At 40.4% G+C, this 24,104-nt stretch carries 30 protein-coding genes; 9 read left to right on the plus strand and 21 right to left on the minus strand.

The window, feature by feature from the left end; translation table 11 throughout:
• Nucleotides 1-2: 2 nt before the first annotated feature.
• The 6 genes from sucA to cdaS form a co-directional block, all read right to left on the minus strand.
• Nucleotides 3-2,837 (minus strand): 2-oxoglutarate dehydrogenase E1 component, encoded by a 2,835-nt coding sequence (gene sucA, locus MKY11_RS09885; RefSeq protein WP_327878648.1) that lies wholly within the window; start codon nucleotides 2,835-2,837, stop codon nucleotides 3-5.
• A 224-nt stretch (nucleotides 2,838-3,061) separates the two neighbouring features.
• Nucleotides 3,062-4,978, minus strand: a complete 1,917-nt coding sequence (locus tag MKY11_RS09890) for a VWA domain-containing protein (RefSeq protein ID WP_342501377.1) — start codon at nucleotides 4,976-4,978, stop codon at nucleotides 3,062-3,064.
• An 11-nt stretch (nucleotides 4,979-4,989) separates the two neighbouring features.
• Nucleotides 4,990-5,868, minus strand: coding sequence for a MoxR family ATPase (locus tag MKY11_RS09895; protein WP_008346487.1), 879 nt, complete (start codon nucleotides 5,866-5,868; stop codon nucleotides 4,990-4,992).
• Nucleotides 5,869-5,957: 89 nt separating this feature from the next.
• Nucleotides 5,958-6,536 (minus strand): superoxide dismutase family protein, encoded by a 579-nt coding sequence (locus tag MKY11_RS09900; RefSeq protein WP_342501378.1) that lies wholly within the window; start codon nucleotides 6,534-6,536, stop codon nucleotides 5,958-5,960.
• A 77-nt stretch (nucleotides 6,537-6,613) separates the two neighbouring features.
• Nucleotides 6,614-7,945, minus strand: coding sequence for a peptidoglycan endopeptidase (locus MKY11_RS09905; RefSeq protein ID WP_024718576.1), 1,332 nt, complete (start codon nucleotides 7,943-7,945; stop codon nucleotides 6,614-6,616).
• A gap of 404 nt (nucleotides 7,946-8,349) precedes the next feature.
• Nucleotides 8,350-8,976 (minus strand): sporulation-specific diadenylate cyclase CdaS, encoded by a 627-nt coding sequence (gene cdaS, locus MKY11_RS09910; protein WP_024718575.1) that lies wholly within the window; start codon nucleotides 8,974-8,976, stop codon nucleotides 8,350-8,352.
• A gap of 81 nt (nucleotides 8,977-9,057) precedes the next feature.
• On the opposite strand from cdaS, the gene MKY11_RS09915 reads away from it, so the two are divergent.
• Both MKY11_RS09915 and MKY11_RS09920 read left to right on the plus strand, forming a co-directional pair.
• Nucleotides 9,058-9,183, plus strand: coding sequence for a hypothetical protein (locus MKY11_RS09915; RefSeq protein ID WP_003215647.1), 126 nt, complete (start codon nucleotides 9,058-9,060; stop codon nucleotides 9,181-9,183).
• Between the two features lie 59 nt (nucleotides 9,184-9,242).
• A complete protein-coding gene (locus MKY11_RS09920) occupies nucleotides 9,243-10,607 on the plus strand; it encodes an MATE family efflux transporter (protein ID WP_342501379.1) in 1,365 nt (454 codons plus the stop codon).
• A gap of 21 nt (nucleotides 10,608-10,628) precedes the next feature.
• Here MKY11_RS09920 and bshB2 read toward each other — a convergent pair whose 3' ends face one another.
• From bshB2 to rarD, 4 genes are all read right to left on the minus strand, one after another.
• Entirely contained in the window at nucleotides 10,629-11,294 is a 666-nt protein-coding gene (gene bshB2 / locus MKY11_RS09925; RefSeq protein ID WP_342501380.1) for a bacillithiol biosynthesis deacetylase BshB2, read from the minus strand.
• A gap of 17 nt (nucleotides 11,295-11,311) precedes the next feature.
• The gene (locus tag MKY11_RS09930) at nucleotides 11,312-11,662 is read right to left on the minus strand and encodes a YojF family protein (RefSeq protein WP_008346474.1); all 351 of its coding nucleotides are present in this window, start codon (nucleotides 11,660-11,662) and stop codon (nucleotides 11,312-11,314) included.
• Entirely contained in the window at nucleotides 11,659-11,940 is a 282-nt protein-coding gene (locus tag MKY11_RS09935; RefSeq protein WP_041091271.1) for a hypothetical protein, read from the minus strand. Before MKY11_RS09935 ends, MKY11_RS09930 begins: the two co-directional genes overlap by 4 nt.
• Nucleotides 11,941-12,018: 78 nt before the next feature.
• A complete protein-coding gene (gene rarD / locus MKY11_RS09940) occupies nucleotides 12,019-12,921 on the minus strand; it encodes an EamA family transporter RarD (protein ID WP_024718571.1) in 903 nt (300 codons plus the stop codon).
• A 95-nt stretch (nucleotides 12,922-13,016) separates the two neighbouring features.
• Here rarD and MKY11_RS09945 point away from each other — a divergent pair, with 95 nt between their 5' ends.
• Nucleotides 13,017-13,490 (plus strand): spore gernimation protein GerT, encoded by a 474-nt coding sequence (locus MKY11_RS09945; protein ID WP_024718570.1) that lies wholly within the window; start codon nucleotides 13,017-13,019, stop codon nucleotides 13,488-13,490.
• A 40-nt stretch (nucleotides 13,491-13,530) separates the two neighbouring features.
• On the opposite strand, the gene MKY11_RS09950 is transcribed toward MKY11_RS09945, so the two are convergent.
• Nucleotides 13,531-13,749 (minus strand): hypothetical protein, encoded by a 219-nt coding sequence (locus MKY11_RS09950; RefSeq protein ID WP_003215921.1) that lies wholly within the window; start codon nucleotides 13,747-13,749, stop codon nucleotides 13,531-13,533.
• Between the two features lie 75 nt (nucleotides 13,750-13,824).
• Nucleotides 13,825-14,157, minus strand: coding sequence for a winged helix-turn-helix transcriptional regulator (locus MKY11_RS09955; protein WP_008346466.1), 333 nt, complete (start codon nucleotides 14,155-14,157; stop codon nucleotides 13,825-13,827).
• Between the two features lie 141 nt (nucleotides 14,158-14,298).
• Here MKY11_RS09955 and MKY11_RS09960 point away from each other — a divergent pair, with 141 nt between their 5' ends.
• The 3 genes from MKY11_RS09960 to MKY11_RS09970 all read left to right on the plus strand — a co-directional run bounded on the left by MKY11_RS09960 (nucleotide 14,299) and on the right by MKY11_RS09970 (nucleotide 16,850).
• A complete protein-coding gene (locus MKY11_RS09960; protein WP_017359679.1) occupies nucleotides 14,299-14,916 on the plus strand; it encodes a nitroreductase family protein in 618 nt (205 codons plus the stop codon).
• 237 nt (nucleotides 14,917-15,153) lie between these two features.
• Nucleotides 15,154-15,372, plus strand: a complete 219-nt coding sequence (locus tag MKY11_RS09965; RefSeq protein WP_017359680.1) for a DUF3311 domain-containing protein — start codon at nucleotides 15,154-15,156, stop codon at nucleotides 15,370-15,372.
• Nucleotides 15,357-16,850 (plus strand): sodium:solute symporter, encoded by a 1,494-nt coding sequence (locus tag MKY11_RS09970; protein ID WP_041507073.1) that lies wholly within the window; start codon nucleotides 15,357-15,359, stop codon nucleotides 16,848-16,850. Before MKY11_RS09965 ends, MKY11_RS09970 begins: the two co-directional genes overlap by 16 nt.
• 40 nt (nucleotides 16,851-16,890) lie before the next feature.
• On the opposite strand, the gene MKY11_RS09975 is transcribed toward MKY11_RS09970, so the two are convergent.
• A complete protein-coding gene (locus MKY11_RS09975; RefSeq protein WP_168948661.1) occupies nucleotides 16,891-18,276 on the minus strand; it encodes a S41 family peptidase in 1,386 nt (461 codons plus the stop codon).
• Between the two features lie 151 nt (nucleotides 18,277-18,427).
• Here MKY11_RS09975 and MKY11_RS09980 point away from each other — a divergent pair, with 151 nt between their 5' ends.
• Entirely contained in the window at nucleotides 18,428-19,126 is a 699-nt protein-coding gene (locus MKY11_RS09980; RefSeq protein ID WP_342501381.1) for a class I SAM-dependent methyltransferase, read from the plus strand.
• A gap of 92 nt (nucleotides 19,127-19,218) precedes the next feature.
• Nucleotides 19,219-19,482, plus strand: coding sequence for a hypothetical protein (locus MKY11_RS09985; RefSeq protein WP_024718566.1), 264 nt, complete (start codon nucleotides 19,219-19,221; stop codon nucleotides 19,480-19,482).
• 49 nt (nucleotides 19,483-19,531) lie between these two features.
• Here the strand turns inward: MKY11_RS09985 and MKY11_RS09990 are convergent, their stop codons facing one another.
• The 5 genes from MKY11_RS09990 to MKY11_RS10010 form a co-directional block, all read right to left on the minus strand.
• Nucleotides 19,532-20,362 (minus strand): M15 family metallopeptidase, encoded by an 831-nt coding sequence (locus MKY11_RS09990; protein ID WP_058336736.1) that lies wholly within the window; start codon nucleotides 20,360-20,362, stop codon nucleotides 19,532-19,534.
• Between the two features lie 68 nt (nucleotides 20,363-20,430).
• The gene (gene deoD / locus MKY11_RS09995; protein ID WP_007500754.1) at nucleotides 20,431-21,126 is read right to left on the minus strand and encodes a purine-nucleoside phosphorylase; all 696 of its coding nucleotides are present in this window, start codon (nucleotides 21,124-21,126) and stop codon (nucleotides 20,431-20,433) included.
• A gap of 110 nt (nucleotides 21,127-21,236) precedes the next feature.
• A complete protein-coding gene (locus MKY11_RS10000) occupies nucleotides 21,237-21,554 on the minus strand; it encodes a hypothetical protein (protein ID WP_007500756.1) in 318 nt (105 codons plus the stop codon).
• Between the two features lie 54 nt (nucleotides 21,555-21,608).
• The gene (locus MKY11_RS10005) at nucleotides 21,609-22,217 is read right to left on the minus strand and encodes a phosphatase PAP2 family protein (RefSeq protein ID WP_047946640.1); all 609 of its coding nucleotides are present in this window, start codon (nucleotides 22,215-22,217) and stop codon (nucleotides 21,609-21,611) included.
• Between the two features lie 51 nt (nucleotides 22,218-22,268).
• Nucleotides 22,269-22,439 (minus strand): YozD family protein, encoded by a 171-nt coding sequence (locus tag MKY11_RS10010; protein WP_008346445.1) that lies wholly within the window; start codon nucleotides 22,437-22,439, stop codon nucleotides 22,269-22,271.
• A gap of 119 nt (nucleotides 22,440-22,558) precedes the next feature.
• On the opposite strand from MKY11_RS10010, the gene MKY11_RS10015 reads away from it, so the two are divergent.
• Nucleotides 22,559-22,693, plus strand: coding sequence for a hypothetical protein (locus MKY11_RS10015; RefSeq protein ID WP_017359686.1), 135 nt, complete (start codon nucleotides 22,559-22,561; stop codon nucleotides 22,691-22,693).
• On the opposite strand, the gene MKY11_RS10020 is transcribed toward MKY11_RS10015, so the two are convergent.
• From MKY11_RS10020 to MKY11_RS10030, 3 genes are all read right to left on the minus strand, one after another.
• Nucleotides 22,690-23,370 carry a hypothetical protein gene (locus MKY11_RS10020; RefSeq protein ID WP_008346441.1) on the minus strand — a complete coding sequence of 227 codons (681 nt, stop codon included), beginning with the start codon at nucleotides 23,368-23,370 and terminating at the stop codon, nucleotides 22,690-22,692. The two genes, MKY11_RS10015 and MKY11_RS10020, sit on opposite strands and share 4 nt — an antisense overlap.
• Before the next feature lie 147 nt (nucleotides 23,371-23,517).
• On the minus strand, nucleotides 23,518-23,742 hold the full coding sequence (locus MKY11_RS10025; protein WP_003215834.1) for a YozE family protein: 225 nt from the start codon (nucleotides 23,740-23,742) through the stop codon (nucleotides 23,518-23,520).
• Nucleotides 23,743-23,821: 79 nt separating this feature from the next.
• The gene (locus MKY11_RS10030; protein ID WP_024718564.1) at nucleotides 23,822-24,103 is read right to left on the minus strand and encodes a YokU family protein; all 282 of its coding nucleotides are present in this window, start codon (nucleotides 24,101-24,103) and stop codon (nucleotides 23,822-23,824) included.
• Nucleotide 24,104 lies beyond the last annotated feature (1 nt).

Consider the following 24,104-nt stretch of genomic DNA (forward strand, 5'->3'; position numbering starts at 1 on the left):
CCTTAGTTTTTGCGAGTCAAGCTATCAGATACAATTCGTTCTTGTTCTTTTTTATGAACAGTTGGATCACCCTCAGCCGTACTTGAACGTCTTCTGCGGCCGATGTAACGTACTTTTATTTTTTCAGATGCAATTTCACGTAAATATGGCTCAATATATCCCCAAGCGCCCATATTTTGCGGTTCTTCTTGCACCCATACGATTTCTTCTAAGTTCGTCAGTTTTGATAAAATGGCTTTAATATCTTTGGCCGGGAATGGATATAATTGTTCCACTCTCGCAATATGAAGCCAATCTTTTGAGTCTTCCATTTGAGTAAAACGATCACTAATATCGATCGATACCTTCCCGCTCGATAGCACAAGGCGTGTTACTTTTTCATGATCATGCACAAGGCCCGGCTGTTCAAGAACTGGACGGAACTGTCCATCTGTTAGTTCTTGGACTTCGGATAATGTGTTCGGGTTACGAAGCAGACTCTTCGGTGTCATGATGACAAGAGGACGAATCTCTTCACGAAGTAGCATTTTCGCCTGTCTTCTAAGAATATGGAAGTATTGAGCTGCACTTGTCAGGTTCGCAACTGTCCAGTTATTCTCAGCAGCTGATTGCAAGAAGCGTTCTGTTCTTCCACTAGAATGTTCTGGACCTTGTCCTTCATATCCATGTGGCAAGAGCATCACAAGCCCTGATTTTTGTCCCCACTTGGCGCGGCCTGCTGAAATAAATTGATCAAAATACACTTGAGCCGCATTTGCGAAGTCTCCAAATTGAGCTTCCCAAATCACTAATGTTTCAGGAGAATAGACATTATAACCATATTCAAACCCGATGACAGAGCCTTCTGACAGTGGACTATTATGGACTGTAAATGATGCATTTGCATCACTCAGTTCATGAAGAGCAATGAATTCATCTCCCGTTTGACTGTCGTGAAGAACAAGGTTTCTTTGAGCAAATGTGCCTCGCTCAGAATCCTGTCCGGTCATTCGAATCGGCGTACCGTCTTTTAATATAGATGCAAATGCCAGTGCTTCACCAAGTGACCATTCCACTTTGCGATCATCTGTAAACACTTTTGCACGTTTTTCAAGGATCCGCTTTAGCTTACCGAATACTTGGAAGTCTTTCGGCCAGCTAATTAATTCTTCATTCAGCTTTCTTAATACATCAAACTCTACAGATGTATCAACTGCAGGGAAGCCGTTAGATACAGGCTCTGGCAGTTCGATTTCTTGAATCGTATGTTCTTTCTTTGAAGGCACTTTTTTATAAGCTTCTTCAATTTTTGCCGTGACAGCCTGCTCAATTTCTTCTCTTTGTTCTTTTGACAGAAGGCCCTCAGTGACAAGCTTATCTGCGAAGATATTCTTGACCGTTTTGTGCTTTCTGACCGCATCGTACAGCATTGGCTGAGTAGTAGAAGGCTCATCCATTTCGTTATGGCCATATCTGCGGTAGCCAATCAAGTCAATTAAGAAATCCTTTTTAAACCGTTTACGGTATTCTACCGCCAGCTGAACAGCTGCTAAACAAGCTTCTGGATCGTCTGCATTGACGTGAACAATTGGAATCTCGAAACCTTTTGCAAGGTCACTAGCGTATTTTGTTGAACGAGATTCATTGCTTTCTGTGGTAAATCCAATCATATTGTTGGCAATGATATGGATCGTTCCCCCCACTTGATAGCCGACTAATTGACTTAAATTTAATGTTTCTGCGACAATTCCCTCTCCAGGAAATGCAGCATCCCCATGAATTAAGATGGCTAACGCTTTTTCAACGTCTTGAACTGGATAGCCTTTTTGAGTACGCGATTCTTGAGCAGCACGAGTGCTTCCTTCAATAATCGGGTCAATAAATTCCAAGTGACTTGGGTTATTGGCAAGTGTGACTCTTGCACTCTTTGTATCTTCATCTTTGATTTGGCGGTCAGCACCGAGATGATATTTTACATCCCCTGTCCATCCGTAGCTGATGCCGATAGAGCCTTCTGATGGTACAAGCTCTTTATTAGGTGCATGCTGGAATTCTGAGAAAATGATCTCATATGGCTTTCCTAACACATGTGCTAATACATTTAAACGGCCTCTATGTGCCATTCCAATGTTAATATTTGAAGTCCCTTGTGTAACAGACTCGGATATAATTTCATCAAGTACTGGAACAAGTGCGTCTAATCCTTCAATAGAAAAACGCTTTTGTCCAACAAATGTTTTATGAAGGAACTGCTCAAATTGCTCGACTTCTGTTAATCTTTTGAATACAGAAACTAGTTTATCTGCTGGTTTTTTCTTAAATAATTCACCAGACTCAATAGATTTAGAGAGCCAGTTGCGCTCTTCGAAGTCATGTACGTGATCAAACTCAAATGAAATGGTACGCTTATACGTATTTCTCAAATGGTTAATGGCTTCTATGCCGTTTGAAATGTGTTTAGGTGCATCTGGACTAATAATTGATATTGGAATATTCTTAACGTCTTCTTCAGTTAAACCGTATTCCTTTAATGGAAACAGCTCTTGTAATTCCTTTTCTTTGCGAAGAGGATTGACGGAAGCATTTAAATGGCCATACGTTCTGATGTCTTCTGCCAGTTTAACGACTGATGCTATCTTTTGGATTTGTTCAGAAGTAACTACGCTATTTTCTTTTTTCCCAATTTCCTCCTTCATTTCACTCGGTGGTGCACCAAGTTCATCAAATATGCCTCTTATGTCTTCATCAACACTAGTAGGATCCTGGACATATTGATCGTAGAGCTCGAGCACGTAGCCGAGGTTCGGACCATGAAATTCTTCCCAACTCAACGGTTGTTTCACATCATTTTGAAACATTTTGAACACTACCCCCAACTTTGATCATCAAGTGATTGAACACTATCTCGATATAACTTCCAGAACACAATGACCAAATTTATGTAATAAAACGCTTCCAATCATATTCTACCACTGTTTCGGATTACTTTCTACATTCTTTGTTCAATTAAAGATAAAAAATTCAAAGAAAAACAAAAAATTTAAATCATTCCGAAAAATATTTTAAAGAAAGGGGCAAAACCTTATGCCCCAATGCTTTTATGCAGCAATTTCTTGAGTAATGGATATAGCACATCTGGCAATGTATCGACATCCGGTACAAAAATGCTGAACTTGCCATACATATCTTGGATCGTTTTCATCTGCGCCTCTTCAATCGGAGAATTGGATAAAAACACATTGATCACTTCAATTCCCTTTTTTCTCGCTTCGAGAACCGCTTCATGTGTATCCACGATCCCATTTTGTTCGTAGCTGAATGCAGCCGGCTCTCCGTCTGAGAAAACAATGAGGAACTTTTGCTCTTCTCTTCGTTTTAAAATCATTTTTGTCATTTGGCGAATCGCATAGCCATCCCGGTTATCCTCTTCTGGCTCAAGTGACATAATGGATGGTCCTGCGTCAAATAAGGAATCTTTGAACGATACGACGGTGTTAAAGTAGTTCGGTTGACTTGTTTCAGTTGCATCATTTGTATCTTCCCAGAACCCTACAATTTGATGAGGTACCTGCACTGATTTTAAAGCTTCATGAAACAGAACAATCCCTTTTTTTGTCTCATCCATCTTGTCAAACATACTTGCCGAACAGTCAACTAATAAAGTGAACACAGCATCAATTTGAGAAGATGGCGCTTGTTTTTTATAAAATAGTCGAGGATTGGACTCTGTAAAATAACGAATGAGCTTTTTACTGAGACGTCCTGCATGAAGATCTGTTTTTGGCCATGTTTTTTTATGCTCAAGTGTTTTTTGAATCATTTGTTTTAAGCGTTTCTGATAAGGCTCGATTGCCTTTGCGTGCTGCTTGTACACATCTATTTGCTCTGGTGAAGGAGGTTCTGGTGAAATCATGACTGGAAATGCATATTTGTTTTCTTTTCCATTCTCATGCGCATCTGCCCCGCTTTCTTCTCCTTCTGCCTCTTCTAGTGCTTCAAGCTTTGAATAGTCTTTTCGATGGGTTTGTTTGGCTGAACCTTGAACCGTTCCAAGCGCCTGATCTCCATCGTCACCTTCTCTTGCCGCATCTTTACCGAGATCGCTTTTACCACCGTGTTCTAAATCAAATTGAAGGAAACTTTTAGATGGTGCTTCCGTTTCTCTATGCCATACTTCCATATATTCATTATGGATGTCTTCATCCCCCTCTTTTTCCCGATCGACTTTTATATCCTCACTTAGCTTAGACTTTCTTTTGAGGTCATGGAAAAGCGGTTCTTTTGCCGCTTTTTCATAGTCCAATTCTGGGAAGAAAAAGTATGTGTTCAGCATATCCTTTTCAAGGAGCTCATCGAAGCCTTCTGTCAATTCCTTCACAATGATGGCGATATCAGATGTCGAGCGTGCGTCATATACACGTTCAAGACTTGACTCAATAAACGGAATCATTGGATCTATCCGCTCATGAAGGGGTGGAATGTCTTCAAGCGGAGATTCGGCTGTCAGCTTCACGTATATCGCACAAAAGAGTGAATCTGTTAAAATACTGCGCTCTTGGTTAATCGTTAATTGTGTTTTAAAGTGACGTCTGTAAAGCTCTCTTCTCCGTTTAAATACCTTTTTTGTTCCTGGGCGGTCACGTTTAATCCGCTCTTCAATGCGGATATCTTCAAACAGCATAAACAATTGTTTGCACACATCAGGAATGGATAATGTGTGGGCATAGCGAATGATGTCTTCAAATACTGTAAGATCGCTATACACTGTCCCTACTGCTCGCAGGAACACATCACTTTTTAGGCCTGCCATCATATCCTCTTGATGACGATCATCCCAAAAATGGCTGATGAAAATTTTCTTTTCAAACGGTTCATAGTACGATTGAACACCGTATTCAAGCTCCACATCATCACTTTTGGCAAGTGTTTTGGCTAAATCCGTTAATTCCATAAATAGAAATGAATCGATTCTGCTGTCATTAAATTTGATGAATTTCAAAAGTCAGAACCTCACTCGAATAATGTTTGAGCGATATTTCTTACCGCTGCTTTTTCCCGGTCATCTTCTAGCTTCTCTACAATTCCTCGTTCAATTGCACGAAGCGGCGGGATATATTGCGCAAGATCACATGTATCTAACAGTGCGCGAATGGATGCGGCTTCTTCACTGACCTGTCCATTGTGTGCTTGGACGATGAGATCTGATGAGAGCTGTACGAATTGATCGATTAAACGCTCATCCTTTAATACAGATTGAGTGTGCAGTACTTCTTTTAAAATGCCACCGCCAATGTAAGGAACTTCAATGACGACAAAACGGTTTTTCAGCGCTTCATTGAGCGGCACTGTCCCCACATATCCCTCATTGATTGCTGCAATCACGCCAAAACCTTCTTCTGCTCTAACGACTTCACCTGTAAATGGGTTTGTCATCATTTTTCTGTAATCAAGCACACCGTTTAAAATAGGTAGTGTTTCTGGTTTTGCCATGTTGATTTCATCAATATATAAAAGGTGTCCTTTTTTCATTGCTTTTGTAACGGGTCCTTCAATGAATTCTATAGAAGCAACTTGTCCATCATTATGGATGGTTTTATAGCCAATTAGACTTTCTGCATCAAGGTCAACTGAGCAGTTTACACTATGCATCGGCTGTTGAAAGAAAGCGGATAAAGTTTCTGCTAGTTTTGTTTTACCTGAGCCCGTCGGTCCTTTTAACAGAACATTTTTTCCTAGGGCAAGTGCAATCATGGCATCTTGAATAATAGACGTATCTTGTGATTCATAGCCGCTTGTTCCGATAAGCGGACGAAATTCTTCTTCGAGAACTTTTCCTTTTGCTTCGATCATTGCTTGAATTTCTTCTGGGAGTGCTGGTTGGTTAAACATATATGATTAATTCCTCTCTTCGATCATTTTCCTCACCAAGTATACTAAAAAAACCTTTATGCACTCAATACATAAAGGTTCGTCTTCTGTTATTTTACCATTTCTTTTGTGATGGCTCCGCAAGCAATGCGTTTCCCTGAGTTGCCAGAAGGGTTGCTTAAGTAATCATCTGCTTCTGCATGGATGATGAAACTTCGCCCGTTTTGATCAACCAATTGATTCGGGCCTCCTTTGACCGTCACATTCGGAACATTCACAACGACGTCAATTTGACCATCTGCCCCTACTTCTAAATTAGGCATATCTCCAGCATGATGCCCTTTTGGGTTGTCGAAGCCATGCTCTCTATGTGTCGAATTAAAGTGAGCCCCCGCCGTTTCAAAATCTGGCGTTTCACATATTCCTGTTTCATGAATATGAAAGCCATGAGGACCTGGCGGCAGTCCTTTCGCTTTCACATGCAGATCCAGCCCATTTTCTGAGGACTCTCTTATTTCAATGCTCCCTATTTTTTGCCCGCTTTCGTTTATGAGTGACGTTGTCACTGGTGCTTGTTTAGGTGCGGCAACTTCTCTTGTTTCTTCTGTCGTTTCTTTTTTCGGCGGTGCATGACATGCTGATGCGGTAAAGATCAAACATATCATGATCATCCACACTGACTTTTTCATTTATGACTGCCCCCTTTTGCTACCAGTATGGACAAACTGATGAGAAGGCAAACAAAAAAAGCCGAAAATCGGCTTTTTTAGAAGAAACGTTTCGCACCTAGATAGGCTTTTTTCCAATAAGGATTGCTTAAGTTTGAAATTCCTACTCCGCTGTCACTTGCATGAAGGAAATCTCCTCCACCTAGGTATAGTCCCATATGAGAAGGACCTGCTTTGTACGTTGTGAAATAAACAAAATCTCCAACTTGTGGTGTGCTGACAGGCGTCATCATATTCCAGTATCCTGCTGTACTCAATCTAGATACTGATGAAACCTTATTAATGAGATAGTAAACAAAGCCGCTGCAATCAAATCCAGCTGGTGTATTGCCGCCCCATCTGTAAGGTATGCCTGTGAGCTTTTTACCTTCTTGAATCATTGTCGTGATTTTTGCATTCATTGGAACGTCATTTTTATTATTGTTGACCGGTGTTGTTGAACCGTTTGACGTAGAACCATTAGATCCAGTTGAACCGGAAGCTGTTCCGTTGATTTTTAATACTTGTCCAATTCTCAGCACATCACTTTTCAAGCTGTTTGCTGTGCGGATTGATTGAACCTGCACCTTAAACTGATTCGCAATTTTCCATAATGAATCACCTGATTTAACCGTATAAGATGTGGTTTTACTACTTGAAGACTGATTGCTGTTTGAAGGCGTGCTAGGTTGAGCAGGTGCTTTCGGCTGACTTGGTTTTGACGTCACCGTTCCTTTTACCTTCAATACTTGATTTGGATAAATCGTATCAGATTTTAGCGAGTTCAATGTTTTAATTTCACCAATCGACATATTTAACGAATTGGCAATTTTCCAAAGTGAATCGCCTAATTTCACTTTATATGTACTAGATGCTGACGACGAACTATTAGAATTCGTTGATTTGTTACTTGAGCTAGAATTAGATGTTGAGTTTGAATTTGAGGACTGGCTGCCGCTCGTTTTCGCTGTTCCAGACACTTTCAGCTTTTGTCCAGGACGAATGAGGTCACTGTTTAAGCTGTTCAAACTTTTCAAACTTGCAACTGACATTTTGTGATTCTTCGCAATCAGCCATAATGAATCCCCAAGCTTGACTGTATAGCTAGATGTTGTTGAAGCACTTGATTTCGTTGCTTTTGAACTTGTTGATGAGCTGGATTTTGAACTTTTTGCACTAGGAATCTTTAAGCTTTGTCCTGCAAAAATCATCGTCGTTTTTAATTGATTAAGAGATTGAAGTTCCGAAATACTTGTGTTGTACTGTTCGGCAATCTTCCAAAGTGAGTCACCGCTTTTCACCTTGATCGTCTGTGCTTCTGCCGGTGCAGCAATAACAGCTGAGCCTGCGATCGCTGAAACTGTGAGGCCGGTTACTACTTTTTTCTTCATAGATGAATCTCCGCCTTTCATGATTTCGTACCATAAGACTTATGTACTAGTTTTGAGTTTAGCATTTAATGGTTCTGCTTCTCTTGCACTATTTTATCTTTATTTCTATAATATTACTCGACATGAAGACGTTGGGCAATACTAAATAGGTTTTAGAGCAGCAAACTCAAAATGCTAAAACAAAGCCATATCGTTTCTATCGGCTGTTTGCTGTTTTTATAAACATTTTTTAAGGAATTTTTAAGTTGACGTTTAGAAATTTGTCAAAACAAGCACGTTGCTAGTTTCATAGTTCTATTCTACATGACAAATTTTTCTGTATCAAATGACTTTTTACTTAATTGCCTGTTTTTTCTCCTCAATAAAAAAAGCACCCTTCCCAATGAAGAATGCTGTGTTCATGTTTACTTTCTGATTTCTTGATCTTTTACAGTTAACGGATAGAGGACGCCTTCTTTCGCAAACGACATTTTCCCTGTTTCTTCTGATACCACAAGAACAAGGGCATCGGTCATGCCAGAAAGTCCAATGGCTGCCCGGTGTCTTGTGCCTAGAGAAGGGCTGACTTTTTTCGAGGTGAGCGGTAGGACATTTGCAGCGGAAACAAGCGTGTTTTCTTTCACTAAAAGGGCGCCATCATGAAGTGGGTTTCCAGGATAGAAAATGCTTTCTATTAATGATGCGCTAATTTTCGCATGGAGGTTTGTCCCTTTTTGTATATAATCCTCCACCTCATCTCTCCTTTGAATCACAATCAGTGCGCCATGCTTTTGTTTTGATAAGTTCTCAATGGCTAAAGAAAATTGAGCAAAACCTGGTGTGAATTCTTCCATATATGCTTGTAAATAAAATGAGGAAGCCTCTGCATGCATTTCATTAAACTGATCATGCAATGATTCGAGTTCACAAAGAAGGCATTGTTCCGTCTGGTCAAGTGAATCGACGATTTTCCTTGCATCCATCATAATTTGCGTTAAATGAGATTTCATTTCTAACTTAAACATCGCTTCTTCATTTGTGCGATTGATCATCTCACCATGTCCCTCCTTCTTTCGCTTGTGTCATAAAATAACAAATTGTGCACATTCTATTTGTATGGAGGTGAATTCAATATGACCATTCAAAAAGTGATTCAATATGCTTGCAGCATTTTAGGTGTTGTCAGTCTTTCTTTTATTTATGCCCAAATGTTCAAAAAAACGAAGCCCTCAAAGAAAAATAATCCGACGGAGAATTGATTTTTTTACATAGCGTGATATAATTCCTCTCGTTATTTCTGTTCAGAGAGGAACTTATGATGAGAGAAACGAATAGCATTCGAGCAAAGTTGGCACAATTTTTAACCATATTGATTCCGATTTTAATTACACAAGCAGGTCTTTCGCTCATCACATTTTTAGACACGGTGATGTCTGGAAAAGTGAGTGCAGAAGACCTAGCAGGTGTAGCGATCGGTTCGAGCATTTGGACACCTGTTTATACTGGTCTCGCTGGTATTTTAATGGCTGTTACCCCTATAGTGGCTCAGTTGATGGGCGGCGGTCGCAGGGAAGACGTTCCTCGTGCAGTCTTTCAGGCCATTTATTTATCTTTTCTTTTAAGTATCGTGGTGATTGTCATTGGATCGTTGTGTGTTCCTTTTATTTTAGGGAGACTTGGGCTTGAACCATCCGTAGAAATCATTGCCCGTCATTTTCTCAGCTTCCTTGCTATTGGAATCATCCCGCTTTTTGGTTATTCAGTCATGAGATCGTTCATTGATGCATTAGGAAAAACACGTGTGACGATGTTCATTACGTTAACCGCACTTCCTATTAATTTTGTTTTAAATTATCTCTTTATTTTTGGAAACTTTGGGTTTCCAAAGCTTGGCGGTGCAGGGGCAGGTCTTGCATCTGCGCTGACGTATTGGGCGATTTTCATCATGAGTATATGTATTGTCATCAAAGCCGAACCGTTTGCATCCTTTCGGTTGTTTCAGACATTACCTCGTTTTAACGTCTCCCGAATGGGTCAAATACTGAAAATCGGTATCCCTATTGGGTTTGCGATCTTTTTTGAAACAAGTATTTTTGCAGCTGTCACGCTCTTAATGGGTCACTTTGATACCGTGACAATCGCCAGTCACCAAGCAGCGATGAACTTTGCTTCTATTTTATATATCCTGCCGCTTAGTATCTCAATGGCTTTAACGATTGTTGTAGGTTTTGAAGCCGGTGCCCTGCGGTATAAAGACGCAAAAAGCTACAGCTATATTGGCATTGCAACAGCTGTTTTGTTCTCATTATGTACCGCAGCACTCATCTTGTTATTTAGACCTGAGATCGCTGGTTTATATACAACTGAATCAGCTGTTTTACAAATGACACAGCACTTTTTGATGTATGCGATCTTTTTCCAGCTGTCAGATGCGATCGCCGCACCAATTCAGGGAGCTCTACGCGGGTATAAAGATGTGAATTATACACTGATTGCTGCGTTTGTCTCTTACTGGGTCATCGGCCTTCCAGCAGGCTACTTGATTGGCACGTATACCTCATTTGGAGCGTTTGGTTATTGGATTGGGCTGATTACTGGGCTTGCCGCAGGTGCCATCGTCCTATTTGTTCGTCTCAGGTTAATTGAAAGACGTATGCATTCTGCAACAGGAAAAGGCAGCTGACTGAAGTCAGCTGCCTTTCATTTAGTCATTCCATTGATACGTCCAGAAAATTTCTTCATCAAACCATTTTTGGACGACTGGTTCTTTGTTTTTCAACTTTTGTTCAAGCTCTCTTAGCATGCCTTCTGTTTGTGTTCTATGCGCTCTTAGTGCATTTAATTTGATATCGGCTACATCCGTAATATCAATCACAATATCGGCATTTCCTAGCACTTCTTCTCGATTTTTCGTAATGGCCATACAGTATGTGACGGGACGGTCTTCTTTTTTCTTTCGGTATAGAGCACGAATGACCGCTTCACCTGTCGCGTCATGATCAGGGTGTACACCATGACCTGGATAAAATGTGACAATAAGGGTTGGTTTCACTTCATCAATAATACTTTCCATCACATCCGCTAAATACTCATCATCTTCAAATTCCAACGTTTTATCCCGAAGACCAAGCATTCGCAAGTCTGTGACATCCATTTCTTTACATGCATTGATTAATTCCTGTTTTCTTAATTCAGGAAGTGTCTCACGGTTAGCATATGTTAGACTTCCCATATTTCTTCCCATTTCTCCAAGTGTCCCGCATGCATACGTCACTGGAATTCCACGTTTTCTGCTTTGCGCGATGAGCCCTGCGACCCCGAAGGATTCATCGTCGGGGTGAGGCAGCATCACAAGTACATGTTCGTTCATCACTGTTCCCCTCTCTCCTACACCTGAAATGGTGTTTCACTAATTTGTAGTGAGATCGCTAACTTTCCGTCTGGCAGGTGTCCTGCTAACAGCAAGCGGCCTTGTTCATCAAACACGTAATCGGTTAAACCTTCTGCGTAAATCCAGCCATCTTCTGTTTTCATCCCGACACGGTATGGACCTTGTCCTTTTATTTTTGCCTGTGAATAGACGACTTTTGCGTTGCGGATATACGCCACGACCGTCATATTTTGCTCATTCACATGAGCTGAATAAGAACCAGTTGTCGTTTCAAGATGAACGAAGACTGGCCGATTTAAAAACGATTCAAGATGTGCTGTGACATCTTCCGTTTGAATTGGTTTCATGAGTGGTTCCTTCCTTCATTTTGAATTAGTTCTCGCAGCTTTTTTGTATGTAAGCTGATCAGCTGTAGTTGATGACCCTGTTCAATCGTGCTTTCTAAAATTCTTTCCACAGCGAGTACATACTTTTGATGTAATGACTTTCTTGCGCGAGGATGGGTGCGTGCATCAAGCAAATCATCTTGTATCGCCTCGTGTAATGAAGTCATATCCACTACATCAAGCTGCCGATTTTTCCATAAAGATTGATAAGCGTGTGCAAGCTCATCGACTGATGACATGTGATCACCTCTACAGTTTTGGTAACAACTTATTATGACATGATCCGCCTGCAAAAAAAAGCAAACTGCTTCGTCTCTTTAATGAGAATTCGCTGTTTTTTTCATTCGCAGTTGAGAGGTTGTAAATAGTAAAATCGCCACCCAAATACAGAGGAATGTCACGATTTTTGCTGCAGATAAGTGTTCGTGATACACAAACAGCCCCAAAAAGAGTGTAATGGTCGGTGCAATATACTGCAAAATACCAACTTGATATAAAGGAATTCTTTTGGCCCCTTCAGAAAATAAAAGAAGCGGTACAGCTGTAAAGACACCTGCAAAAAATAATAGCCCAAGAGAGCCGAAGCTGCTCGGATTCATCGTGACAACAGGTTCTTTTAAGAAGAAGAATAAGTAAACAAGCGCAGCTGGTGCAAGAAGCAGTGTTTCAATGGTTAATCCAATGGCACTCGTAAAACTCATCCTTTTTTTAATCAGTCCATAAAACCCAAAACTAAAAGCCAATACGAAAGCCACGACAGGAAATGAGCCGTACTGAACAGTTGAGATGATGACCCCAGCTGCGGCAATGAGAATGGCGGTGGTTTGCATTTTATTCAGTCGTTCTTTTAAGAAAATGATGCCTAGTAAAACTGATACAAGCGGATTAATATAATACCCTAAACTCGCTTCCAGCATAAGATCGTGATTTACCGCCCAAATGTATACATACCAGTTGACCGAAATTAAAATAGCCGATAAAAGTAATGAAAAAAGTGCTTTTCCATCTATCATCAGACCTTTCACAGTCTGCATCGCTGGACGGACTTGCTTTAAATATAAAAGAATACCGCACATAAAAACAAAGGACCATACTATTCTGTGCGCTAAAATTTCGCCTGACGAAATATGCTCCATCAGTTTCCAATATAATGGGAACAACCCCCATAATGTAAAAGATGCAGCCGTATATAAGACACCTTTTGATTGTTGTTCGTTCAATCTAACCATTCCTTTCTAAACCTATCGTATATTATAGCACGCACATCACTTTATGGGCATATACTAATTCAGGGCATTTAGAAAGGATGATTTGCATGTTTGACTGGAACCGATTATTCCCTTTTCAAAAGCAATTTTCAAAAGAAGCGTTAAAAAATTCAGATCCTAAAGACGTTGAGCAATATGTCAATCAAGTCATGGAAAGTGTTTTCGGCTCCAATTATTCTGCTCAATTCCCCTTTCAGGATCCGCTGTCTCAGCAGCAGAAAACAAGAGAGACAGACGATAAAAAAAAGAAAGAGCCGAATGTTGAAGTATTTGAGACGACAGATCACGTGTTTGTCAAAATAGAGCTCGATCGTCCGAACACGGAAAAAGTAAAAATCAAACATACAGCCAATCTGCTGTTTATTGATCATTTTCCTGAAGAGAATAAACAAAAGAAGGTTGTCCTGCCTGCTGCTGTGAAAAGAAAAGGAACGAAGGCTTCGTATCAAGATGGTATTTTAGAAATTATGTTTTTAAAGCATGATGATCCAGGCATTTCTGAAATTGATATTCCATTATAAAAAGCCTGCTTTGAAATGGAAGCAGGCTTACTCTTTTTTCTTAATAATATGGTGGATATCCGCCGCCATAAGGTGGTGGAACAGGCGGTGGTGGTGGCGGGTAATATGGACGAGGATAATTAAAAATCGCACTTCCTAGAAATCCGCCAAGCAGTCCGCCGACTAAAGGAGCGCCAAAACCAAAAAACAAAGGGACTCTAGATTCATATGGCGGAATGCCAGGGGCACCGCCTCGAAAATACGGAGTATGAGGGTACATGCTTTTCTCCTCCTTTGTCATGTGCCTAACATCAGCATATTCATTAGGAGACAAAACGTTTGGGCAAACCTAAAACTAGGCTTGCTCCTTTTTTACATGAGATCCAGCATACTCCCCTGCCCAGCGCGATACTTCTCCGAACACACCATGTAATGCACTCCCTTTTTCGGTTAGACAATAGATGACTTTGACTGGCGTTTCAGGAAGTACAGTGCGCTTTATGATTCCTTCTTGCTCAAGCTCTTTTAAGCGTTCTGCGAGCATTTTTTGACTGATGGATGGAATAATGTCCGTCAGGTCTTTAAACCGCTTCGGACCATCAAGCAATACATGAATGATGAGACCATTCCACCTTTTGCCAAGAAGCAAAAAAGCTTGCTGAATGTTTGGACATAATTGAAATTCCATATATTTCAGCCTTTCTTTTCATAATCGTTTGACAAACTAACGGTGTACAATTTAAAATATATCTCTAGTTACAATAAGTAAGTTTCTCACTTTTTTATTTATTGTACCATACTATTTGCAAAAACGGGAGGAAATATCCATATGGCGAGCGATCAAAAAACGATTGACATTTTAAAAGAAAGAGCTTCAGTAAAAGAGTATGATACAACTCATGAAATGACAAAAGAAGAGTTAACAGAGCTTCTTGATATCACAACAAAAGCACCATCTGCTTGGAACCTTCAGCATTGGCATTTCACTGTTTTCCATAGTGCTGAATCAAAAGCAAAGCTTCTTCCAATTGCTTACAACCAAAAACAAGTCTCTCAAGCATCAGCTGTGATTGCTGTGCTAGGTGACCTTGAAGCCAATCTAAAGGGTGAAAAAATCTACAGTGAGCTAGCAGAACAAGGCTTCATCACAGAAGATATTAAAGAAACACTGATGACGCAAATCAATGGTGCTTACCAAAGCGAGCAATATGCACGTGAAGCTGCGTATTCAAACGCTTCGTTAGCTGCTATGCAGTTAATGATTGCGGCGAAAGCAATGGGATATGATACATGCGCAATGGGCGGTTTCAGCAAAGAAGCGTACGTGAAAGAATTCAATGTGAGTGGTCGATACGAACCAGTGATGTTGATTTCTGTCGGGAAAGCAGCAAAAGAAGCTCACAAAAGCAATCGTTTTGACATCGAAGAAGTATCTGATTTTCTATAAAAAACGGCACAGTCTCAGCGTCATGCTGGGGCTTTTTTATTTGCTCTAAATATTATTTTTCCATACTTATTTTCAAGTCTTCCTTTCTCATTCATCAGTATTTACCTCTTTTTAAAAATGAAAGCGTTATATTAGTATGATATTCATAAAAATGATTGTTTTTTCTGAAAATGGTCTTGTGATCTAATCTGACAACTGCTATTATTATGAAATTACAAAATATTAGAGGAGGAAAACATGAACAAAAAACTGATACTGGCGCTACTCATCGCGATTCCATTCATAGGACAGCTTGCACTGCTCCCCTTTGTGAATCGTATTCATCCATTTGTCATCGGGCTGCCTTTTTTCCACTTCTGGCTCTTACTATGGATTGTACTCACACCCGTTTGCACATTTATCATTTACAGGATGCAACATTCAAATGGAGGAACTGACGAATGCAAGGAAACTTAACAGCTTTATTGATTACTGCAAGTATCATTTTCATCGTCGTGGTCATCGGTTTTGCCGCTGGTCGTGATAAATCATCAAGACAATCAGTAGAAGAATGGTCTGTTGGCGGGAGAAAATTTGGCGGGCTTCTCGTCTGGTTCCTTGTTGGCGCAGACTTATATACTGCTTATACCTTTTTAGGGCTCACAAGTACAGCTTATACAGCAGGAAGTGTTGCTTTTTTCGCTATCCCCTATTCCGTTCTTGCTTATTTTATTGCGTATTTCTTCTTACCAAAACTTTGGACGGTTGCAAAAAATCACAAGCTGACAACACTTGCTGATTATGCACGTGAGCGATTTGACAGTAAACTGTTATCCAGTTTGATTGCCATTGTTGGTGTACTCATGCTCATTCCATACATTTGTCTTCAGCTAAGCGGGATTCAAGATACGTTAACTGTCGCTGGAACGAGTTATATCAATGTGAATGCAGTTGTTATGATTTCATTTATTTTAGTTGCACTTTATACATTTTTCAGTGGTATTAAAGGTCCTACATATACAGCCATTATTAAAGATATTCTTGTTTGGGTGATCATGCTCTTTATGGTCGTTTCCCTCCCGATTATTCATTTTAACGGCTGGACACCAATGATGAATACGTTAGCTAAGGAAGCCCCACAGCTTCTGACGATTCCTGAAAGCGGCCCTAAAGGCATTTTGTGGTTTATTACCGCATCAGGTGTTTCTGCACTCGCATTATTTATGTGGGCTCATGCAGCAACTGGTGTTTTCACAGCCAAAAGCGCAGATGCCATCCGTAAAAACAGTATGTTTTTACCTCTTTACAACATTGTATTGATTTTGGTCATCTTCCTTGGCTTCATTGCCTTTTTAGTCTTACCGGAAGATACAAATCCAAGATTTGCTCTTCTTCATTTAATTCAGACGTCATATGGCGGCGTGATGCAGGGGCTTGCGTATTCAACGATTGCACTTGCTTCTCTCATTCCATGTTCGATCATGGCCATTGGGGCGTCGAATTTATTTGCCAATAATTTGTACCGTGATTTAATCCACCCAAATGTGTCACCTAAACGGTTAACGATCATTACACGTTCGATGGTATTTATCGTGATCGGTCTTGCTCTTTTATTCGGTATGCTGTTCCCGACTGCGCTCGTCACGCTTCAGCTGATCGGTGTTTCTGGAATGGTTCAAATTTTCCCAGCCATTGCCATCAGCTTGTTCTGGAAAAAACAATCGAGAGAAGCAACGATTGCGGGGCTCATCGTAGGAATTATCGTGACCTTTACAGCGAATATGACACAAATGACATTCGGCCTTTATGAAGGCTTTCTCGGTTTACTAGCAAACGTTGTGGTCATCTTGATATTGAATCCATTCTTCCAGAAGAATGTCACATCTAATTCTGTGACAAGTGATTTGTTTGAAAAGAATGGGAAAACAACGGAACCTGTGGCTAACAAAGCGTAACACAAGAAAAAAAGCAGTCCCCTGATGAGGACTGCTTTTTCTATTTCATTTCTTTTTTCAACACTTCAATGGCTTTTTTCATTTGCGTATCATTTTTCTTGAGCTTATCTTGGATGTTTGTCATCAGTACCGTCGTTGTGTCCCCTGTCAGAATACCATCAGCCTTTAGATCGTGATCTGATTGGAACCTTTTCACGACCGACTGGAATGCTTGATCATATTCTCCATTGGCTTTTGCTTTGTAGCCAAGCGCTTGGAACATTTTTTGAGCCGCTTTGACTTCATCTCCATCATCATTCAGTTGATACGTCTTTTTCGGACTTAAGTATGGCAGCTTCGCATAACTCGGCAGAGATGCTTTCACCTGTGGCTCAATTCCTTTTTTGTGAATCCAAGACCCGTCTGGTGTCAGCCACTTGGCTATGGTTAATTTCACACTAGAACCATCATTGTAGCTTTGGGCATTTTGAACAGTCCCTTTACCAAATGTCTTTTCTCCAACAAGTTGAATGCTGGAGGATTGGTGCAGAGCTGCCGCCATGATTTCAGCAGCACTCGCTGAACCGCCGTTTACAAGAACAACTGTCGGCTGATGAACTTTGCGTTCTTTTTCCGCTTTGTACACTTGTTTCTTTCCTTTTTCCTCAACCTGCATAATGACTTTTCCTTTATCGATAAAGTCATTGCTCATTTCAATTGCTTCTGTCATAATGCCGCCTGGATTATCTCTCAGATCAATGACAAAACCTTTTGCCCCTTTTTTCTCGAGATCATCAATCGCTTTATCTAACTCTTTAGACGTGGTTTCAGCAAAAGACGTGATTTGGATTTCGCCTATTTTATCTTTTGTTAGTTTTGCATACACCGTTTCAAGTGGAATCGTATCTCTTGTGATCGTCACATCCACATTTCCAACACCTTGTCGGTTCAAATGCAGTTTGACATCCGTTCCTTTTTTCCCTCTGATAAGAGAAACGGCTTTATTCACTGACATGCCTTTTGTACTTTTACCATCCACTTTTAAAATACGATCATGAGGTTTCAAACCAGCTTTTTCAGCAGGAGAGCCTTTAATCGGTGCGACAATTAAAATTTGTCCATCCTTCTCTTCTACTTGTGCACCAATTCCTTCAAATGAAGATGAAATGGTGTTGTTAAACCCTTCGGCTTCCTCCTGATCCATATATGTAGAGTATGGATCATCAAGTGATGCAATCATTCCTTGAATCGCACCGTCTACTAGTTTTTGATCATCCGTTTTTTCGTAATACTCGTTTTTCACCTTCGTATATGCAGCCATGAGTTTACTAAACTTCTCATCTCCTGAAACGCTGACAGCACCTTGTTTTGTGATCACAAATGTAATCGCTGAGGAAAGCGCTGCTGTCACCAGAATGGCTATCACGAACTTGAATTGTTTTTTCAAAAAAACACCACCTTTATCTCCTTTCATTATTATCAAGGACGATTCTTCATCCGTCAACCAAAGGATCAAACTTCTATTTGAAAAGATAAGCCATTTCGCCCTGCAATGCATAATCTTTAGAGAGAAACATGATAAAGAAAGAAGGGATTTCATGAGTGACTATGTAGAAATGCTTGCCTATTTTGGGGTATCAGGTGCCCATCCTGGTGGAATTGAGCTCACTAAAACGATGATTGAGCATCTTAACTTGGCGTCTGACGATCGTATACTGGATGTTGGATGCGGCACAGGACAAACAGCCGCATATCTAGGACATTTAGGTTATGAAGTAGAGGCGATTGATACACACCCTTTGATGATTGAAAAAGCCAATCTGCGATTCGAGCGGGAACAACTACCTTTCCGTGCACAGCAAGCATCGATCGAACACCTGCCATTTGCGGATGACTCGTTCTCTCTACTGATCAGTGAATCTGTTTTAAGCTTCATCCATTTACCTGCTGCGATTGCTGAGATAAAACGGGTGCTTGCTCCTGGAAAACAATTGATCGCAAATGAGGCTGTGCTAAAAGTGCCGCTTTCCTCAGAAGAACAGGCAGCCATTCGGGAGTTTTATGGGTTTCACTCCCTCTTTTCATTTTCTGAATGGAAAAGGCAGTTAGCGTCCGCAGGATTCCGTGACATTCAGATTCTCTCATTCGATGAGCACATGGTGCAGGAGGAGCCGACCGAAATGGAATTATCAGATCAAATACCACCTTCTCTTTATGATACATTGCAGACACACTATGACCTGATTCAAACACACCGAGAACATCTGAGTCACCTTGTATTTGAATGTACAGTATAAAATGAGCGAATCTCCTATATGTTTTGTCCAAACTCTATGAAGTCTTTCGCATAGGATAAGAGTGAAAAGAGTTTGTCATAAGGAGGAAAAACATGGAGCGCTACTACAAACTTTGTCAGCAGCATATGGGGAAAGTAGCTAGAATTACTGATCGTCATGGCAGAGTACATGTTGGACGTATTGAGCGGGTGACAAACCGCAAAGTTTATATCCGACCAGTCGGCGGGTCCCGCGGGGGCTTAGGATTTGGCTATTACGGAGGTTATTACGGAGGTTATTATGGCTGGGGTCCAGCTTATGGCATTGGACTCGGTTTTATTACCGGCTTCGCATTAGCAGGTTTGCTCTTTTTTTAAAACGACGTATAAAAGAAGGCCTCCCAGCTTCGGGAGGCCTTTTATTTGTTTATATTTTCTTCACTTTGTTCATGTACTCTTCGAATGTTAAATCATGATCATGCATCGCTTTTGCAGCTTCTTTCCCTACATAGCGCAGGTGCCACGGCTCATATTCATATTTCGTGATGTCTTCTTTCCCTTTTGGATAACGAATGATAAAGCCATATTTATAAGCATTTTTGGCTACCCATTTACCATCAGGTGTTTCACCAAATTTTTCAGAGATTTCAAAGCCGGCACTTTTTGAGGAAATATCCATAGCTAGACCTGTTTGATGTTCACTTTCGCCTGGTAAGGCTACGGCTTCTTGGGCTTTTTCTTTCCCTTTTAGTTTCACTTCACTATCAAAAATGACTTTTTGACGATCATAGGAACGATAGCCAGATACTGCAGCAAGCTCAAAGTTTTCCTTTTTAGCACCTTTGAATAACTTCGCAAGTGCCTCCGCTGCTTCTTTTCGAATATATCGTTTTTCAATATCCTCTGAAAAAGAGAATTCCACTTTTGGTACAACGAGATCAGAAGGTTTATAGGTTCCTGGCAGTGCATATTCTTTGTTCACTAAAGCAAGCACATTTTCAGGGTTTTGAATGGTCTTCAGTCCGCTCACTACCTTGATGTCATTGAAATATTCACTCTTTAACGTCAGCTCTTGATTAGATGAATCTGCCGTATCGTTTGAGTTTTGCTGGGGTGATGAACTTACTGCGTTCTTTTGTTCGTTTGTTTTGTTAGATTCAGTGGTACCGCTTTTCTGATCCAGCAACTGGCAGCCTGATAATGCGGCCGTCAAACCAAGAATCGATGCGATTGAGAGTATTTTATAGCTTTTCTTCATGACATACCTTCCTTTTGCTCTACTAAAAAAATAAAGATGCGCTACATCGTAGCACACCCTTTATACTATTATAAAACAGAATCTAGTGCAATTAAGATCATTTCGTCAAATGTCGTTTGACGCTCTTCAGCAGTTGTTTCTTCTCCTGTTAGCACATGATCACTCACTGTCAGAATCGACAACGCTTTTCTGCCAAATTTTGCAGCAAGCGTATAAAGAGCCGTTGTCTCCATTTCGATCGCTAGAATTCCATATTGGTCCATCAACTCAAGTGGTTTTTCATTATAAAACTGGTCTGCTGTAAATACATTCCCAACACGCACAGCTACATTTTTCGCTTCTGCTGTGTCGTAGGCTTTTTTCAGTAAACCAAAATCAGCACATGGTGCGTAATCAATCGGTCCAAATGCCACACGGTTCATTTGAGAATCTGTTGATGAGGTTTGAGCTAAGATGACGTCACGTACATTGACATCTTTTTTGATCGCTCCGCAAGAACCGACACGGATTAAGTTTTGAACATCATAGCTTTGGATCAGCTCATTCACATAGATCGAAATAGACGGTACGCCCATTCCAGTACCTTGTACAGAAATGCGTTTTCCTTTATATGTTCCAGTATAACCATACATGCCGCGCACTTCGTTATAGCACACAACATCTTCTAAATATGTATCTGCAATATATTTCGCACGAAGCGGATCGCCTGGCAGCAATACCGTTTCTGCAATTTGTCCTTTTTCTGCTCCAATATGTACACTCATTTTTTAGCCTCCACTTACGTTTAACATGTGTTTAGTCCCATTTATTATAAACGATTGAGATCAAAAAAGAAAATACCAGCTGAAAGTAAAGCTGGCATCGTCGTTTATATTTAACTCATCGTCATTAGGCGTTCACTGCGTTTCCATCCTGCCGGAAAGAGCTGGTAGTAGCACTTCCCTTTTTTCTGGTCATCAATCACAACGATATCCCCTGTTGTGATAAACCGTGCATTGTAATCATTAGGGACTGTATCTTGTACATTAAATGTCGAGAATGCTTTTTCCAGTACATCAAGGTGTGTCCTGCCGCCAATCTTTGTCCGGTATACAGGTTGATGCCCGCTTTCTGCACCATATTCAGGTGTTTGATAAATGGTTAAGTGATAAGCTGAAGGTTTCTTTTGAAAAAATCTCAACGTCAATTGCATTCAAATCCCTCCCCTTTTATATAAAATTGGCTGGGATCTATGAATTTCCTTCTTCTATTTTTGTCGAATGACGGACAATTTTTCGTCAATCTTTTTACATATGAGAAATAAAGCTAGTCCTATCGCAAAGCCCCCTGCTACATCAGTGACATAATGAACACCGATATACATCCTGCTGATGCCGATCATCAGCACACAACACCCTGTCACCATGTAGACTGCTTTTTGTCTCTTTTTCAGCCACGGAACCATTTCAATTAATAGATAGGCGATAAATGGATAGATCGTTGCTGCATTCATAGAATGACCGCTCGGAAAGCTGTAATAGGTCTCATTCACTAGATGATCAAAGGCTGGACGCTCTCTAGCAAACAGTCCTTTCAGTTCATGATTGACCGTTTTTTCTGCTATATATAGTAGAAAAAGCAGCATAATAGAGTGGTAGCGTTTATACATAAACAGCACCACGCTAAAGATGAGCATGATTGGGACAAGCAGCGCACTGATACCAAAGTCAGTCAAAGTCAGCATGACATCATTTAAAAAAGGAAGTCTGATGTTTTCAAACGATAAGATGATCTGGTTGTCCAACTCCTGGAACATGCCAGACACCATAAGCGCAGCGATGGCGCCAAACAAAAGGAAAAAAATGATGACATACACGCGAAACAATTCCCCTCCCTTTCTACTCAGAATCTCTTCAAAGTATAGTGCCTACCGCGCCTCTTCTTCAACTATCATTGCTTTCCTCAGCATATATTCAAATGTAATATCGGCAAGCTCAAACGTTTCCAGCTCAGATGGTATGTACCCTCTTTTGACCAGCTCCGTGTAGAAGAATTCTGCAATTTCCTCTGTATCAATCACCAAATCTGCTTCTTTCATTGCTTTCCGCCTCCTTTTTTATGATGTATGAACGCTGCCTTATTTTTATTACAGTTTGTCATAATGGCTTATTCCATACATATAAATGCAGTAAACGAAAAGAAAAGGGGCATGAGGCAATGAAATGGTTAAGCATTTTAGATGGACATACTTTTGATCAGGTGATGGGCCGTATCTTGAGGGGATGGTTTTATGTGATTGCTTTTTTCTGTGTTCCTTACTTTTTATTCGTGTTAGGACAAGTCTTCTTTTAACCAAAATGTTCGTTTAAACTTTCCAAAATAAAGTCCATCATATCCTTATATTCTGGGTCTTTGAAAAATTCATAGAGAATTTTATAATCATTGTAAATATCAAGAAGCTCATCCACTATAGATACAGCGAGAAATTCTAGTGATGCTTCGCTTTCTTGTTTCTCTTCTAACTGTAATAGAGCGGTTTGCACCATATCTTCCTCTATTTCTTTTGAGGTTTCTCCAACGTAATGCACAAAAAGAAGCTGATGAACAAACTGATCCATCTCATATTTTCTTAGGACAAGCGTCAAGTCTTCTTCTTCTGTTTCCAGCCATTCTCCGTCTTTTAACCTTGTCAGTTCATAAATGACATCTTCCCAGCCATCTTCAAGGTAGCGCCATATCTCAGTCCGATGGCCAATGATTTTAAATAGCTCTTTCCCGTAATCCTTTACATATACAACATCGCCAATGAGGAACTCATATTCAATGTCCAGCTTTTCTGTATCTACAATCACCCCGTCGTACTCATCGTAAAGCTGAAGTGATGTTTCAAAATAAAGCACCTCATTATGATTGACCTCATATAGATAATGTTGGTCAATTTGATGGACTTTTGTTATCGTTCCAACTGTGCCGTACATGACAACGACGACAATATCCCCTACTTTATATTTTGGTGCTTTCGCCTTCATTCTGTCTCCCCCTTGCCCGACTTTTGGTCTTAACGTATCGTATGCCGGCGCAAGGAATTCTGCATGGGCAACCACACCATGCAAAACGCCATTTTATTTCTTCATGAAAAAACCGCTTCTTCCATACGGAACAAGCGGTTGTGTGTGTTATTTTTTTTTGACTTCTACTTCGTATTGCTCAAAAGCCTCATCAAATGTCGTCATGGAGCTTAAATAGTCCCCATTTAACTCTAAATAGGCACATAGCTCATGATAATCAGTGGATGCTTTAGGAAAGCTGTGATCTTCATAAGCAGCATTTGCAAAATGACTGATTTCATCCTTCGGTTTTGGATGTCTGTACTTCATTAAATAATGGTAAAACGACTTCACCTGTTTTTCCCTCCGCGACACTCTATTTTGTTGTTATATTATACAGGAATTTGATGACTTGTATAGGCGGAGGTACAACTTATGAAGAAAAATCAAAGTAATTACGCTTTAATAACCGCTCCATGCTCATTAATTCTTCATATGAGATTTTTTCTGGAAGCTTTGTTTGATCGACTAAAATTAATTGATCTTCTATCTCTTTTACTGTCTCATCCTTCTGATACGTCATCCCGCAATGCGTGCAAGAAATCGAAGGCGTTTCCAAAATCTCAATCGATTGTGTGCCCGTGATGAGTTCCCAATAGACTGTGGTCTGTCCTGCGTTCGCTTTCTTCTCCTCACACCAATCACATGTCAGCAAC

This window comes from Bacillus sp. FSL W7-1085 (assembly GCF_038595035.1).
In the GTDB taxonomy this organism is placed as follows: Bacteria; Bacillota; Bacilli; order Bacillales; family Bacillaceae; genus Bacillus; species Bacillus altitudinis.